At 65.6% G+C, this 15,831-nt stretch carries 13 protein-coding genes and 1 tRNA gene; 7 read left to right on the top strand and 7 right to left on the bottom strand.

Annotated features, from left to right (window positions below; all coding sequences use genetic code 11):
• Positions 1 to 204 precede the first annotated feature (204 nt).
• Positions 205 to 1,233 (top strand): AI-2E family transporter, encoded by a 1,029-nt coding sequence (locus J2744_RS02660; protein ID WP_209544156.1) that lies wholly within the window; start codon positions 205 to 207, stop codon positions 1,231 to 1,233.
• Positions 1,234 to 1,322: 89 nt separating this feature from the next.
• Complete coding sequence (locus J2744_RS02665) at positions 1,323 to 2,969, top strand: succinic semialdehyde dehydrogenase (protein ID WP_209544158.1); 1,647 nt, start codon at positions 1,323 to 1,325, stop codon at positions 2,967 to 2,969.
• 35 nt (positions 2,970 to 3,004) lie between these two features.
• Here J2744_RS02665 and J2744_RS02670 read toward each other — a convergent pair whose 3' ends face one another.
• Positions 3,005 to 3,931 (bottom strand): DUF3267 domain-containing protein, encoded by a 927-nt coding sequence (locus J2744_RS02670; protein WP_209544160.1) that lies wholly within the window; start codon positions 3,929 to 3,931, stop codon positions 3,005 to 3,007.
• Positions 3,932 to 4,050: 119 nt separating this feature from the next.
• Positions 4,051 to 4,641 carry an FAD-dependent oxidoreductase gene (locus J2744_RS02675; RefSeq protein WP_209544169.1) on the bottom strand — a complete coding sequence of 197 codons (591 nt, stop codon included), beginning with the start codon at positions 4,639 to 4,641 and terminating at the stop codon, positions 4,051 to 4,053.
• Between the two features lie 221 nt (positions 4,642 to 4,862).
• Here J2744_RS02675 and J2744_RS02680 point away from each other — a divergent pair, with 221 nt between their 5' ends.
• Positions 4,863 to 6,581 (top strand): S8 family serine peptidase, encoded by a 1,719-nt coding sequence (locus tag J2744_RS02680; protein ID WP_209544170.1) that lies wholly within the window; start codon positions 4,863 to 4,865, stop codon positions 6,579 to 6,581.
• Here the strand turns inward: J2744_RS02680 and J2744_RS02685 are convergent.
• Positions 6,562 to 7,413 (bottom strand): hypothetical protein, encoded by an 852-nt coding sequence (locus tag J2744_RS02685; RefSeq protein WP_209544172.1) that lies wholly within the window; start codon positions 7,411 to 7,413, stop codon positions 6,562 to 6,564. The two genes, J2744_RS02680 and J2744_RS02685, sit on opposite strands and share 20 nt — an antisense overlap.
• Before the next feature lie 158 nt (positions 7,414 to 7,571).
• On the opposite strand from J2744_RS02685, the gene J2744_RS02690 reads away from it, so the two are divergent.
• Positions 7,572 to 7,645, top strand: a tRNA-Tyr gene (locus J2744_RS02690).
• A 380-nt stretch (positions 7,646 to 8,025) separates the two neighbouring features.
• Entirely contained in the window at positions 8,026 to 8,481 is a 456-nt protein-coding gene (locus J2744_RS02695) for a hypothetical protein (protein ID WP_209544174.1), read from the top strand.
• A gap of 2 nt (positions 8,482 to 8,483) precedes the next feature.
• Here the strand turns inward: J2744_RS02695 and J2744_RS02700 are convergent, their stop codons facing one another.
• The 4 genes from J2744_RS02700 to J2744_RS02715 all read right to left on the bottom strand — a co-directional run bounded on the left by J2744_RS02700 (position 8,484) and on the right by J2744_RS02715 (position 11,064).
• The gene (locus tag J2744_RS02700) at positions 8,484 to 9,188 is read right to left on the bottom strand and encodes a hypothetical protein (protein WP_209544176.1); all 705 of its coding nucleotides are present in this window, start codon (positions 9,186 to 9,188) and stop codon (positions 8,484 to 8,486) included.
• The gene (locus tag J2744_RS02705) at positions 9,181 to 10,149 is read right to left on the bottom strand and encodes a hypothetical protein (RefSeq protein WP_209544178.1); all 969 of its coding nucleotides are present in this window, start codon (positions 10,147 to 10,149) and stop codon (positions 9,181 to 9,183) included. Before J2744_RS02705 ends, J2744_RS02700 begins: the two co-directional genes overlap by 8 nt.
• A 284-nt stretch (positions 10,150 to 10,433) precedes the next feature.
• On the bottom strand, positions 10,434 to 10,793 hold the full coding sequence (locus J2744_RS02710; RefSeq protein ID WP_245203155.1) for a PIN domain-containing protein: 360 nt from the start codon (positions 10,791 to 10,793) through the stop codon (positions 10,434 to 10,436).
• A 22-nt stretch (positions 10,794 to 10,815) separates the two neighbouring features.
• Positions 10,816 to 11,064, bottom strand: a complete 249-nt coding sequence (locus J2744_RS02715) for an antitoxin VapB family protein (RefSeq protein ID WP_209544182.1) — start codon at positions 11,062 to 11,064, stop codon at positions 10,816 to 10,818.
• A gap of 119 nt (positions 11,065 to 11,183) precedes the next feature.
• On the opposite strand from J2744_RS02715, the gene J2744_RS02720 reads away from it, so the two are divergent.
• Together J2744_RS02720 and J2744_RS15285 are read left to right on the top strand one after the other, a co-directional pair.
• Complete coding sequence (locus tag J2744_RS02720; protein WP_209544184.1) at positions 11,184 to 11,933, top strand: hypothetical protein; 750 nt, start codon at positions 11,184 to 11,186, stop codon at positions 11,931 to 11,933.
• A 478-nt stretch (positions 11,934 to 12,411) separates the two neighbouring features.
• Positions 12,412 to 15,747 (top strand): LAGLIDADG family homing endonuclease, encoded by a 3,336-nt coding sequence (locus J2744_RS15285; protein ID WP_245203156.1) that lies wholly within the window; start codon positions 12,412 to 12,414, stop codon positions 15,745 to 15,747.
• Positions 15,748 to 15,831 lie beyond the last annotated feature (84 nt).

Raw genomic sequence — 15,831 nt, forward strand, 5'->3', positions numbered from 1 at the left:
CAGCGAGGCGCGACGCGCCTCTGGCAGTCGGGCGAAGCCCGACGACCTCGCGCGTGCGACTTCGCGCCCTGCGGGCGCTCGTCGGCACGCGCCACCGCATTGATTTATAAGTTACCGTCGCCGCCGGCCGAGGCTGTTTAAGTATCTCCTCGCGGTCGCCGCCCCCACCACAACGACTTTGCTCGCCGATCGCGACACGACGGCATGGTTCTCAACCGGCAACGCTTGTTGGGCGTCCTGCTCGTCGCCCTGGCGACGCTCGCGGCGGCCGTGCTGGCGGAGGTGTTACGGACGGTGGTGTTCGCGGTCACCGTCGCGTACGTCTTGTATCCCATCCGGCAGCGGCTCGTCGGCCGCGGCCTCTCTCGCCGGATCGCGTGCGCCGCCGCCACCGCCGTCGCGTTCGTCGGTGCCACGCTCCTCGTGGCGCCGCTTTTGTACGCGCTGTACCGACGGCGGTCGGAGCTGATCGAGATCATCCGCCAGATCCCCGACTCCGTCCCGATCAGCGTCGGCGGGTTCGAGACGGTCGTCGAGATAGCGCCGTTCGTCGCGGCCGCCGAGACGTGGGTCCGGGGGGTCGCGCTCGCGGTCGCGGGCGCGGCACCGGTGCTCGTCTTGGAGCTCGTCGTGTTCACGTTCCTCGTGTACGGGATCCTCTACCGGCCGAGCGCGGTCGAGACCGCCGTCTTCGGCGTCGTGCCGGCCGAGTACCACGACATCCCGACCCGGCTCCACGAGCGCACGCGGCAGACGCTGTACTCGATCTACGTGCTTCAGGCCGCGACCGCGGCGGGCACGTTCGTCCTCGCGTTCGCGGTGTTCTGGGCGCTGGGATACGGTTCGCCGGTCCTGTTGGCCGTCATCGCGGGGGTTCTCCAGTTCATCCCCATCGTCGGTCCGAGCGTCCTGATCGTCGCGCTCGGGGCCGGCGACTTCCTCGTCGGGGAGACCGGGCGGGCGGTCGCCGTGCTGGTGATCGGGCTGGTCGTCGTCGCCTTCGTCCCCGACGCGGTGATCCGGACGCGACTCGCCGACTGGACCGGGAAGATCTCGCCGGGTCTCTACTTCGTCGGGTTCGTCGGCGGCATCCTCACGCTCGGCGCGGTCGGCGTGATCGTCGGTCCCCTCGTCGTCTCGCTGCTGCTCGAAGTGATCGACATGCTCTCGGAAGGCGGCGCATCGTCGGAGGCCGTCGCGGCGGCGGCCGAGTCAGTCGAAGGGGGGCGATGACTCGCCGAACTGACCGGCCACCGAGCGACTGAACTCACACCCCGCCGCCGGTACGGCTTTCCCTCCGCCGGCCGTCCCTCCGGTAGCTGATGTCCTCGACGGATCCCCCTACGGCTGTCGGCGACGCCCCGGCGCTCGCGGCCCGACGGTTCGACGCCCTCGCAGACCGCGTGGCGCGCTCGCGGCCCGCGGACGACGGCGACGGCCCGAGCGGCGAGCCCGACGCGCTCGACGTGTTCGCCCCGGCGACAGCCGAGCGGATCGGGAGCGTCCCGGCCTGCGACGCGGCCGACGTCGGGGGCGCGGTCGAGCGCGCCCGAGCGGCCCAAGAAGAGTGGGCCGAGACCCCCGTCGACGAGCGCGCGCGGATCGTCGACCGGTTCGGCGACCTCGTCGTCGACCGCCGCGAGGAGCTGCTCGACGTCCTCCAGGTCGAGACCGGGAAGTCCCGTCGCACCGCAGTCGAGGAACTGTTCGACGTCCCGAGCGGCTGCTCGTACGTCGCGAGCGAGGCGCCCGACGCGCTCGCCGAGGAGCGGCGCCGGGGCGTGGCGCCCGGGATCACGACTGCGACGGTCACGCGCGAGCCGGTCGGCGTCGTCGGGGTGATCTCGCCGTGGAACTACCCCCTCACCCTCTCGATGGCCGACGCGATCCCGGCGCTGGCCGCGGGCAACGCGGTCGTCCTCAAGCCGGACGAGAAGACCCCGTACGGGGCCTTGCTTCTCTCCGAGCTGCTGGAGCTCGCCGGCCTCCCCGACGACCTCTTTCAGGTCGTCACGGGCGAGGGACCGACGGTCGGCCCGCCGCTGATCGACGCGGTCGACTACGTCGCGTTCACCGGCAGCACGGAGACGGGCCGGACGATCGCGGAGCGCGCGGGCCGGAACCTGATCGGCTGCTCGCTGGAGCTCGGCGGCAACAACCCGCTCGTCGTGCTCGGCGACGCCGACGTCGACGAGGCCGCCCGCGGCGCGGTCCAGGCCTGCTTCTCGAACGCGGGCCAGCTCTGCCTCTCCGCCGAGCGGGTCTACGTCGTCGAGTCCGCGTACGATGCGTTCCTCGACGCGTTCGTCCGCGAGACCGAGGCGCTGACGCTCGGGACCGGCTACGACTACGGCGCCGACCTCGGCTCGCTCGTCGACGCCGACCAGCTGGCCCGGGTCGAGTCGCACGTCGCCGACGCCCGCGAGCGCGGCGCGACCGTCGAGACCGGCGGGCGCGCCCGTCCGGACGTCGGATCCTACTGCTACGAACCGACGGTGCTGACCGGCGTCGACCCGGACGCGACCGTCGCTTGCGAGGAGACGTTCGGGCCGGTGGCCGCGGTGACGCCGGTCCCGGACGCGGACGCGGCGGTCGCGGCCGCGAACGACTCCCCGTACGGACTCAACGCGAGCGTCTGGACCGCGGACCGCGAGCGCGGCGCCGAGCTCGCCCGCGATATCGACTGCGGCACCGTGAACGTCAACGACGCGTTCCTCGCGACGTGGGGCGCCGTCGACGCGCCGATGGGCGGGTTCGGCGACTCCGGGCTCGGGCGTCGACACGGACCGGAGGGAATTCAGCGGTACACGGAGACGCGGACCGTCGGCGTCTCGCGGGTCGGCCCGCTGACCTTCCCCGACCGGGTCCCGACCGACTGGTTCGTGCGGGGCGCGTTCGGGGCGATGCGGGTCGCTCGCGGGGCGCGGCGCGCGGCGAGGGGAGTGCGGCGACGCCTGTCGCGTCGCTGACCGGGCGACCGGGCGACCGGTCGGTCGCTCCCGACTCAGCGCCCGGCACCCGCGTTCGACTCCGCGGACGACACGGGCTCTCTCGCCCGCCGGTACCCCATGGCGAGCGCGTACGCCAGGCCGACGGCCGCGCCGACGGTGAGGACGCCCGGCCCGACGCTCAGGGAGATCTCCGTCGGCGTCGACGCGAACGAGAAGAGGTAGGTGAACGTCCCCTCGGTGCCGATCGTGAGCGAGTCGACGCCGAGGTAGTCCAGCGCGAACGGGCCGACCACCGCCAGCAGGACGAACACCGCGACGGCGGCGACCGCGGCGCCCGCGAGTCCGTCCCAGACGAGCGCGGTCACCGACACACGGCGCGGCCGGTCGTCTGCGTCGCCGTAGATCCGGACGCCCTTCGGGTGATCTTGGAGCCGCGCATCCGCGGGCACGCCGAGCAGCGTCAGCGTCATCCAGAGATCGGCGACCGCCCCGGCGGCGTTGGCAGCCAGCGGCACCACCAGCCACCCCCACTCGAAGACGAGCATCAGGGGGACGCCGACGGCGGTCATGACGACCAGCGGCGTCAGCAGGACGACGATGAACTGATCGCGGGAGAACTCGTGGTCCGTCGTCGCGTAGGCGTACGGCAGGATGAAGTGCGCGACGCCGAACCCGTACCGCGGCTCGCCGCCGTAGTACCGGATCGCGAGCCCGTGGAGCCACTCGTGCGGGACGAGGAACACGGTCGTGAGGAGGAGGATCACGAGGACGTCGAGCGCGCTCGTCCACCACTCAACGCCGACGGGACCGAACTGGAACGTCGCCGGGGCGCCCGTCACCGTCTCGTACAACCCGCCGAGCGCCGACGCCGCGACGATCAGGCCGAGGGTGCCGAGACACGTCATCTGGATCGTCAGCGCCCGCGTCAGTTCGAGGTCGGCGAGCAGCGTGTCGGACTCGGCGGAGGGCGTCGATGTCATAGGCTACAACTGGTTGGAGGCGTGATATACCTGTCTCCGAGGTGCTGACGGACGCACGGCTCTCCGGGAGCGAAAAAGTCCGAGACGGGAAAGCGCCGTGTCGGTCGGCGTCGGGACCGTTACTCCTCGTCGTCGATCAGGTCGCCGAACACGGACGCCGCGGTGTCGGGCACGTCGAAGTCGTGGTAGTGCTCGCCCTTCTCGTTCGAGAGGATGTTGAGCGCGGCGGCGGCGCCGTCGCCCGCGGAGATGACCGCCTGCCACTCCTCGGCGCGGGCCATCGCCCCGGTCGCGTAGACGCCCTCGACGCTGGTCTCCATCGAGACGCCGACGCTGACTGTGTCGTCGTCGTCGAACTCGCAGCCCAGCGACTCCGCGAGGTCGCGGTTCGCGCCCGTCGCGAGGACGACGTAGTCGGCGTCGTACTCGCCCTCCTCGGTCGTCACGGCGAAGCCGTCGCCGGCCGCCTCGACGCCGGTCACCTTCTCTCCCTGGTGGCGGTCGACGCCGAAGTCGTCGACCTGCTGGCGGGCGGTCGCCATGAACTCGCTGCCGCCGACGGAGCCGACGCCGAGGAAGTTGAACAGGTGCGCCTTGTGCATCCACGTCCCGTCCGTGTCGAAGAGGGTCGTGTCGAGTCCGTTCTTGCTCGCGAACAGTCCGGCGCTCAGCCCCGCCGGTCCACCGCCGACGATTACGACGTTTGTCATGGTCGCCATAACGCAGCCCGGCCCATAAGGGTTGACGGAAGCGGGGATCGACGGCGACCGACCGGACGGGGATCGACGGCGACCGACCGGACGGGGATCGACGGCGACCGACCGAACGGGGAGACGACGGCGACGGGGCGGGTCGCGCCGATCGGTCGGTCGCGACCGTCCGCGACTCCCCGAGCAGAAGCTATTTGCGCCGACACGAGGAGGATCCGTCTATGATCGACGGCCGGCCGCGGCACGAGTCGGTACGGGGGTCGTCCGAGACCGAGAGGTCGCGCGCCCCCGATCGGCGGATCCGTGCCGCGGTCGCGGTCGGCGTCGTCCTCGTCGCGCTCGCAGCGGGAGCCGGCGTCGTCGCGGGTGCCACTTCCGCGGCCGCCAGCCCCGGCGCTGCGACCCCCGGACCGGTCGACGGCGGACCCGGTTCGGCGGCGGTCGCGCAAACCGGGTCTCCGCTCGACGGCGAGAACGGAACGGTCGAACTCGTGGTGCGGTTCGATCCGGTCGACGACCCCGCGGCGCTCGGCGCTACTGACGGCGTCCCCGCGGCGGGCGCGAACGCGAGCGCGACGGTCGCGGACCTCCGAGAGCACGCCGCCGCCGAGCGGGACGCCTTCGAGTCGTTCGCGGCCTCGCGGCCCGGAATCACGGTCGAACGCGAGTTCTGGCTGGCGAACGCGCTGCTCGTCTCCGTCGACGCGGAGACCGTGGCGGCGAGCGACCTGCGCGCGGTCGAGAACGTCACCCGGATCCACGAGAACGTCGCCGTCGAGCCGATCGAGACGGCCGCCGAGGGTCCGGCCGCACCGACCGCCAGCCCGCAGATCGACGCCGATCCGAGCGGGCGGGCCGTGGCCGGGGTGCGGCAGATCGGCGCGCCGACCGCGTGGGAGCGGTTCGGCACGCGGGGCGCGGGCGCCACCGTCGCGGTCGTCGACACCGGCGTCGACCCCGCCCATCAGGACATCGACCTCGCGGGGTGGGCGTCGTTCGACGCGAACGGGACGCTCGTGAGCGACGACGTCGCGGACGCGAGCGACCCCGACGGCCACGGGACCCACGTCGCGGGGACGGTGGCGGGCGGGAACGCCTCGGGGACGTACATCGGCGTCGCGCCCGAGGCGAGCCTCTACGGCATCGACGCGTTCGGGGAGAACGGGACGGCGACGTTCGCGGGGGTCGTCGCCTCGATGGAGCACGCGACGACGGCGGCCGACGCCGACGTGCTCCAGCTGAGCCTCGGCGCCAACGGTACCTTCCGCGGGTTCATCACCCCGGTCAGGAACGCCCGGGCGACCGGGACCGTCGTCGTCGCCGCGGTCGGAAACGAGGGAGCGAACGCCTCCTCGTCGCCCGCCAACGCCTACGACGCGGTCGCCGTCGGCGCTGTCGACGGGGAAGGGCAGGTCCCGCCGTTCTCGGGCGGGCAGCGGATCAACGCGAGCGCCGCGTTCGGTTCCCACCCGGACGACTGGCCGGCGTCGTACGTCGTCCCCGACGTGACCGCACCGGGCGTTCGGATTCCGAGTGCCGCCGCGGGCACCGAGGACGGCTACGTCTTCCAGCAGGGGACGAGCATGGCGGCGCCGCACGCCAGCGGCGTCGCGGCGCTCTCGGTCGCCGCGACCGACGGGCGGGTCGCTCCCCCGGCGATCGAGTCGGCGCTCGCAGACACCGCGGTCCCCCCCGCGAACGCGACGGCGCCTGACTACCGGTACGGACACGGCGTCGTCGACGCGCCGGCCGCCGTGGAGGCCGCCGTCGACGCGACGCCGCCGGAGTCGGAGCCGACCGGTTCCGGCGGTACCGAGGAGGGCCGCTCGGAGACGGGAGACGGAGAGACCGACGGCCGGACGCCCGGGTTCGGTGCCGTCGCCGCGGTCGTCGCCGTCGCGCTGGCGAGCCTGAGCGCGGTCACTCGGCGAAGTCCGTGAGCGAACCGGTTCCGTCGCCCCCGGAATCGTCGTCGCTTTCGGAGTCGTGACCGTCCTCGTCGACGCCGTCCGACTCCCCCCACGGGTCGTCGGGGTCGACCGGCTCGACCGCGCGGTCGAGTTCCTCGGCGTCGTACTCGATCTCTTCGTCGAGCAGCATCGCGAGCCGCTGCCAGCGCGCGCTCTGCTCGTCTTCGCCCTCGGGGCCGACGCGGGCGCCGTGGGTCTTGAAGAATCGGGTGCCGCGCCCGCGCTTCGACCCCTCGCCGGTGTGGCCGTCGAAGACGGCGTCGAACTCCCCCTCCGGTTCGAGGTCGCCGACGGGAAAGTCGTGGGCCGGCTCCTCGCCGCGCTCGCGGGCCTCGGCGCGGATCTCGGCGACGGCGCCGAAGTAGGCGTCGGCGTTCGACGCCTCGCGGGTCGAGCGGGCGCGGGCGGCCGCGAGCGAGGCGTGGACCGCACAGAGGCGACCCTTCCACGCGTCCGGCTCCCAGCGCTCGGTGGCGAGCGCCTCGTAGCGCTCGATGGTGAGCGCCACGTCGCTGCCCGCCCGGAGGTCCTCGACGACGTAGAGGTTCAGGCGGTCCCAGAGGTTCCAAGCGTAGCCGGAGCGGGCCAGCTCCCAGGCGGCCCACGCGGCGACCTCCTCGTCGGAGCGCCGGACCGCCTTCTGGAGGAGGCTGGAGACGACGTACCGGCTGTAGCCGCCGTCGGTCTCGTTGGGTTCCTTCTGCTCGCCGAAGTCGTTCTCGCCCGTCGCGTCCGGGGTCGTCTCGGTTTCGAGGCTCCCGTCCGACCCGAACGTCGCCTGTCTGTCGTCGCCGTCGGCCATGTCCTCGCTCCCGCCGCGAGCGACTTAACAGCCCCGCGGCGAGCACGGTCGGGACGCGAGGAGATCTCCGAGTCGGTCGATCCGCCCCGCGGTACGGCGGATCACACCTGCGTTGAAAGGGAACCCTTAAGTCGAATCCGGCGGCTACGTTACGGTAACCGCCCTTAGCTCAGCCTGGTAGAGCAGTCGACTGTAGATCGACTTGTCCCCCGTTCAATTCGGGGAGGGCGGACTGAATTTCTACACTTGTGAGCGACAGCGAGCGGTTGACGACTTTCCTCTCGGGGAGCGATTAGTTCGGGTGTGCTGGCGCCGTACCACTTCTACGGGGGCGTGGCGCTGTCGCTGATCGGCTTTGCGTCGATCTGGCCTACTACCCGGCGACCGGCGCGGGATTCGCGTTCATCGGCTTGTTGGTCGCGCTCGACGACGTGATCGAGCACATGACGCCGTGCTCAATGCCACTTGATCAGGTATGGAAGAAAGCTGTATTCCCGATAAGGAAAGAGATCGAGAATAGGTATTCGTAACAAATATTGATCCACCACCCTCGGATGTGAATTTTATATTTCGGCCGATATTCTAATATTCCACAGTACAATTAGTCGAGATATGACCGGAGTTTCCGGAGCAATCTCTGGCTTTGTATTAAGCGTTGTAGTGAACCTCGGTTCAATATGGTATCAAAATCGCAAGAGGAAAGAGCGAGAACAAGTGATCAAGGAGAAAGAGTGGTACCGGGACCTGTTACGGACCAGTCGGAATTTGGAAAGAGAAGCGTATCTGATTGATCCAACATCTGATGTGTCGGTAGGAAGAGACGGTTTTCAGTCAGATGATCCCAGTATCAAACAGATTGATGAACTGTTAAACGAGCTAGAGGGCTTAGTTGATAAGAGACCGGAAACAGTAGAAAGCAGAGAAGCCAGCAGACGAATTTCAGAGATCGAAGCCTGGCACAGGCGAAATCAAGACGGTGATTCAATCTCCCCAATTGACATCAAGGAAAGAATTATTGATGATTCAAGACTTATCAAAAATCTGTCAAAAAATCAAATCCCAGATTAGGACTATATTCTCTCCTCGATCTCTTCTGGGGAATAGGCACTGACTGGTCCTGTTGTAATCTCTTCGACGGCGCTCAATAGCTTATCCCTCTTTTCATGTGGGCTCGAACCGTGCCTGATCAGAATCTGGTTTCCTTGGGTCTGACACCAAAATGCCGCATCTACGAGACTCACTTCCTGAGCCTCGTACTCTGCAATACCTGAGATAGTGATCCGCAGCATAGTTGCACTCTGTCCACCTTTGCTGTATAAACCCTTGTCAGCAAAAAACCGCTTCCGTAACTGTCTTCTCTGTATTGAGCCCTGCCTCATGAACCGGTCCACTTCATTTCTAAAATCGGAGAGACCGACTTCATCAAAGTAATCATGCAGACTTTGGATATCAGGGAGGAGGGACTCGTCAACGTCGAAATCGACTGTTTGGTTGATGCTGGTATAATTTAACACGTCATTCTTATAATCTGCTGCCGTCAGTTCTCGATCATTCATATATTCCGTACAACTATCTACTAAATGTTTAAATAAGCGTTGCCGATTGGAAATCATTTCGTTCAAATCTGCGTAAGCGTCTTCGCTGGCAACGATAGATCCACCTCGATCGCTTATTTCTTCGAAAACGACGTTAGCACTCTCTTGACCATCGTTGTACACTAGACAGTAATCAAGAAGCACAGAGATATCCGCGAAGATTCGGTCAACTTCAGTCATTCATACCGCTCATCACCAGACCTCTCTCAAGTTCTCCCAGTTGCGTGCTGACCTCTCCACGAGCATTTTGATAGTCGCCCAAGCTTGGGCTCAGGCCGACACTAGCAACCTCATCTTCCCAGCTTGTCCTCTGCTGTGGGAATGTCTCACGGAACTGGGACAGTATATCCCTGCCCTTCATACGGAATTGATCTATCTCGTCTCTAGGAGCTTCAGCTTGGTCAAGCGAGATCTGCATCGCTCCCCAAGGCCAAATGTATCCATGGTAAAGATTCCTTGAACGCCTCACTGTCTGAAATGACAATCCTTCACCTTCAGAGGCTTCAAGAGAAACTAATGCATCCTGTAGTGTTTCTAAGAAACCAATAATGTGACTCTGTATGTTAGTGTCAAATACGTCTATCTTCTCCAACTCGTATCTAAGATCGAGGGTTGATGACTGTAGATCGTCGATCGCATCACCAACCGAGTCTCTCAGTTCTCTGTTGGAACTGACGGCCACTGAATCTAGAATATCAAGTATGTCTAAGTTGGATTGGTATATTTGCTTGTATCTAGCCGGGGCCCATTCATTATAATTTTCATTGAGAAAGTCAAATAATGGCATTTTCCAATCATCCTCAATATTGTTTGTTAGGAAGTAACTCTTGATCTCTCTGCGAGTGTAGTCTGCGTGAACAAGTCTCTCGGGATCCTCAAGTGGAGAAATATCTAGATATTGAGGGCGAAGATTTTCGTAGGGTTCGAATTGACCGTAACGATACCAGGTTCGAATGATTGGTAGCCCCCAATCCTCCGACACCCGATAGACCTCCTTTTGAATCTTGATATTCTTGTCACTAAACCCTTCCTGAGGGTCTGGTTCTTCAATTCCCTCTTCATATAGGGCCGCTTCTAATCCGGCCTTGATGCCTTTAGCGACATCATGTGAATCTCCGTCTACGCTAAAGTTTGAAACCATTTTGACAGTGACTTGTGACAGTCAGCCGCACCGTTCTTGTTATAGACCGATTTGATACATCCACTAATAGTTCTTTCCTCTATCTATCATATAGGGTAATGGGATCTCTGAGACACCATACTCATACAAACGCCTGTGTCCGTTCCTCAGTATGCTCACTAACGACCTCGTCAACGCCCTCCCGCTCGACCATCGCCTCGTGTAGCGGTCCCCAGTCGCCATCAGTTCGCTCATCTGAAGGTCGCAGAGTAAACGCGCGCCACTCACGCGGCGTTCTCGACCCCTCAGTACTCGCGGACTCCCACGTCGGGGATCCGATTGAAGTCGTTCGGATTGCCGGTGATAACCGGCTCGTTGTGACGTATCGCGGTCGCCGCGATCCTGATGTCTCCCTGTCCGATCCGACTACCGTCGCGGCGGAGCTGCCCGTCGATGCATCCGGCCTGTTTCGCAACGTCCTCGGTGAAGTCGATGATGGGACGAGTCTGTAGCACAGAGCGGATGGTTTCCGCCTCTCGGGAGGTTCTCTCCGAGTGGCCGACGCCGACGTACAGCTCGTAAACGACCTGTGTCGGCACTTTCTGGGGAACGTTGCTGCGTTCGATTTCGCGGGCGGCGTCGATCGCCGCCTCGTCGCCGTTCATCAGATCGACGAGAAACGACGAGTCAAGAATCATCGTCACCGTCGAACCGGTCGACCAACTCGTCGATCTCTCGCGTGCCGGCCGCGTCGGATCTGTCGATAGCGCGCCGGAACTCGTCGGCCTCCTCGTCGTTCAATATCCCGGCCAAATCGAGCAGGGACGACCCGCCAATCAGCCGGTCGACGGCATCGGAGAACGTCTCGTCCGGCCGCTTCTCGCTTTTAATCCGCTCGTAAACGTCCTCGTCGAGCCGAACGTTACGGGTCCCCATACGTATACGTCGTATACGGAACCCTTTGAAGTTTCCTCTGAGAAAGGCGTAGGCTGACATCCCCCGACTCCCCTGTGCCGCCGTAACACACTTAAGAGCGCGCTCGATACGGTGTCGTAGTGGCATCCCGACAGGGCGGGTCGGGGGAGGCGGAACCCCTCGCGCCCGGATCGACGGAGCGTCGGACCGCTTCCACGACCGCCGCCGCGAACCGGCAGGCCGACGCGCGGCCCCGGTCGCCGCCGGAGTCGCCCGCGCGCCGCCGCGCTCGGGCCGGCCGAACCGACCGATCCGCAGAGTATCGATCGGTCGATTCGCGCCACGGCGGGGAGTCCGCCGCCCGGACGCCGGAGGACCCACCGGTACGCGATCCGGGTCTCTACGCGCTCACCGACCACTTCCGCGAGCGCCTCGAACAGCCCGGTCGGTACGTCTCGACGCGGACCGTGAGCGACGCGATCCGGAGCGGCCAGCTCCGCTGGAACAGCACCGACGGCTGGCGGTTCGCCCTGGTCGAGGGCGGCGTCCGGTTCGTCGTGGTCGTGAGCGACACGGAGACGAACTCGCCGGTCGTCGTCACGGGGTGGACGGAAGTCGCGGACCGCGAGGCCGCGCTGGCGGCCTCGCGGTGGGACGGGGTCGACGTCGACACCATCGCCGTGCGCGCCGCGCTGAGCGAGTCGGCGTCGACGGCGATCCCCGACCGGATCCGCCCCCGGACCGTGACCCGCCCGTTCGAGGTGGGTGAACACCGCCTCGAAACCGAACCAGGCGAGCCGTTCGTGCGCTGTACCGACTGCGGCTGCCGATTCCGCTCGAAGGAGGGGATCACCTCGCGGCGGTGTCGGCAGCGGTCGCCGGGTCGGTAGTCGGCGGACTTCCTTTATAAACGACGTTCGAGTTCGCACGCTACTCGTGAGTGCTCACGCGAGTGCGATGGCGCGTGCCTGCGAGCGCCCGACGGGCGCGAGGAGCGCGCGCGAGGGAGCGGTGAGCGCTCGCAGAGCGCGAACCGCGAGGCTGGGGAGGTGTGAGGTGCGGTGCGGTGCGGTGCGGTCGCGGTCGGGTGGGACTCAAAGGGGCAGCCGGGAGGCCGCCGTAGGCGACGCAAGCACCGCAGGGAGCGAACGAAGTGAGCGACCGAGGAGCGCAGCGAGCGTACAGCGGCCTCCCGGCTGGGGCTTTGGAGGTGTTCGCCGTCGATCCACTGTCTGTCATTTATAAACGAGCCGCCGAAGCATCGGAGGTGACCCTCGCAGCGGCGACCCTTCTCGACTCGCATGCCGTCGCCAATTCCTCGCGCCCGGTGACGCTATCCATTTCCGCGTCGCGGCCGAAGCGGCGGTGATGACCGATGACACCGGCGACGACGACGCCGGAAATGATCCTGAGAACCTCTCCTTGGATCGCTTCCACGAGGCGCTCGAAGCCGAGGAGCGCCCGGTCGCGACCGCGAGCGAGGTCGCCCGCCGACTCGGGACCACGCAGGCCGCGGCCCGCGACGCGCTCGCGACGCTGGTCGACCGCGGCGACGTGGACCGGCTCAACGTGGAGACCGACCCCGTCGTCTTCTACCCGCGCGACTGGGGCGCGCTGGCGAGCCGCGAGCGCGTCGTGGTCTTCCCGAAGCGCCGCGAGATCGTCGTCGACCGCCCCACGCAGTACACCCGCGCGCGGCTCTCGCAGTTCGCGAACCTCGTCGACACCACCGGCACCGAACCGGGGACCCGCGGGTACCTCTACCGGATCCGGCAGGAGGACGTGTGGGCCGCGCCGTTCGACGACGCCGACGCGCTCGTCGACGCGCTCCGCTCGGTGCTGCCGCGACGATACGACCACCTCGAGGAGTGGGTGCGCGACCAGTGGCGGCGCGCGCACCGCTTCCGGCTGTACACCCACGCGGACGGCTACGTCGTCCTCGAGGCCGCCTCGGAGAGCCTGATGGGGAACGTCGCCGACCAGCACCTCGACGACGACCACCTCCGCGCGCCCATCTCGGACACCGAGGCGTGGGTCAACGAGGCGGCGGTCGCCGCGGTGAAGCGCGCGCTCTACGACGCCGGCTACCCCGTCGAGGACGACCGCGACCTCGAAACGGGCGACCCCGTCGAGATCGAACTCACGACCGACCTCCGCGACTACCAGGCGACGTGGGTCGATGAGTTTCTCGACCGCAAATCGGGCGTGTACGTCGGCCCGCCCGGCTCCGGCAAGACGGTCGCCGCCATCGCGACGATCGCGGCCGTCGGCGGCGAGACGCTGGTTCTCGTTCCCTCCCGCGAGCTCGCCGGCCAGTGGCGCGAGGAGCTGCTCGACCACTCCACGGTCGACCCCGCCGACATCGGGCTATACCACGGCGGAACCAAGGATATCCGCCCCGTTACGATCGCGACCTACCAGATCGCCGGGATGGACCGCCACCGGCGCCTCTTCGACTCCCGCGAGTGGGGGCTAATCTGCTTCGACGAGTGTTTGACCGGGGATACTATCGTTGAAACGCCCTCCGGAAGGACGACATTCTACGAGCTTGATGAGATATACGAGTTGGAGGACGGGTGGACGACGGATATCGATCTCTCGGTTCGCACGTTCGACCGTAAGCGGGGAACGTACCGATTCACTCCCGTCACAGGTATATACAAATCCACGGCATCGGTCAAACAGATCGAAACACGTCAGGGATATCCGATAACGGCGACCGAGGGACACACTCACTTCGTCTTCGATCCCGAGACCGGGCGTATCTCGGAACAAAAAGGCGTCTCGGAGGGTGAATTCGTCGTTAGACCGCAAACGGAGTCAGGGGGGTATACCGATACGGACGCGTCCGACATCGAATCTGCTGAACTGCTCGGTTGGTTTCTCGGAGACGGGCACCGAGATCGCCACGGGCACGTGAAATTCTCGTTCGCACGGAACAAACGGGAACAGATAGATATTCTTGAAAAGCTGTGTAACCGGGCCGAGATCGACTATTCGGTCTTTGAGAACAGCAGGGGCGACCTCACGTTATGGTCGAAACGATTTGCGGACCGACTGCCGTGGGATCTCCCGTCCGGGAGTAAGGCACGGAGAGTGACCGTCCCTCCAGCGGCATACGGATGGCATCCGAATCGAGCCGGTGCGTTGTTGAGAGGGCTCTTTGATGCCGAGGGATCCGTCGATAAGAAGGGTCGGATACAGTTTAACACAGTCTCAGAGGGCCTCGCAAAGGACGTTATCCTGCTTCTACAGCATCTCGGCATTCCATCAAGTTATCTTCAGATAGACAGAGAGGGCTCCCACAGCGATCAGCACCGAGTACTGATAGCATCCCGGTACGGTGTGCTGTTCGCTGAGAAAGTCGGATTCAGGCTACAACACAAATCGGAGCGAATCTCTCTCGGCGAGACTCCTGTGGCGGGGGTACCCGTTGGAACATACCTCGAACGGATCAAAGAGGACGTGGAGCTTTCGAACGAACAGATCGCGGATATGATTGGTGTCGCTCGACAGACGATCGGAGATATCATCCGTGGAGACAACCGTCTGGGCCAACGACATCTAAGTTCTCTCGTCGAAGGGCTTCGAAGGTACGCACAGACGGATCCGATCTCGGTTAATGCGATGCGTGAGGATGACGGAGTCACGTACGCAGAGATCGGCGACGAACTAAACGTCTCGACCAGTCACGCGTATACCTTGGTTTCCCGAGCGGATGAGAGAACAGAGAAAGTGATCGACGAACGCGAACAACGCTGTCGTATGAAGGCGGCACAGCACGCAGATCGGTTGGAGAAGCTCGAAGGTTTACAGATTACCGAGGTCACCTCGGTCACGCAAAAAGGTGTTGAGACAGTTTATGACTTCGAGACTCAGGATCATACGTTCGTCGCCGACGGGTATCTGACACACAATTGTCACCACATCACGGCGCCGGTCTTCTCTCGGTCGGCGGAGCTACAGGCGAAACACCGGCTCGGTCTCTCGGCGACGCCCGTCAGCGAGACGGGCAGCGAGGAGGAGATATACACCCTGATCGGCCAGCCGATCGGCGCCGACTGGGACTCGCTCTTCGAGGCCGGCTTCGTCCAGGAGCCGGAAGTGGAGATCCGGTACGTCCCGTGGCGCGACGAGACGGCGCGCAACGAGTACGCCGTCGCGGACGGCCGGGAGCGCAGACGGCTCGCGGCCGAGAACCCCGCGAAGATCGAGGAGATCCGCTACCTGCTGGCGGCCCACCGCGAGAAGAAGGCGCTCGTCTTCGTCGAGTACCTCGATCAGGGCGACGCGATCGCCGACGCGCTCGGCGCTCCCTTCATCAGCGGCGAGACGCCGCACCACGAGCGCGCGGAGCTGTTCCGGCGGTTCCGAGCGGAGAGCGGCGGTGACGGCGACGCGGCCGACGACGGTCCCGACCGCGGCGGCGCCGCCGGCGACGACCTCGACGTCCTCGTCGTCTCGCGGGTCGGCGACGAGGGGATCGACCTCCCGAACGCGGAGCTCGCGGTCGTCGCGAGCGGTCTCGGCGGCTCCCGGCGACAGGGCTCGCAGCGCGCCGGGCGGACGATGCGCCCGACCGGCTCCGCGCTCGTCTACGTCCTCGCGACGCGCGGGTCGAGCGAGGAGGAGTTCGCCCAGCGGCAGATGCGCCACCTCGGTCGGAAGGGCGTCCGCGTCCGCGAGACGAACGTCGCGGAGTGAGAGGAAGACGGACGCCGCGGCCGCGAGACGGCGGTCGCGGACGACGGGACGACCGGCCGGCCGGCGCGCCGAAGGCTTCAACAC

The organism is Halorubrum trapanicum, assembly GCF_017873555.1.
Lineage (GTDB): Archaea > Halobacteriota > Halobacteria > Halobacteriales > Haloferacaceae > Halorubrum > Halorubrum trapanicum.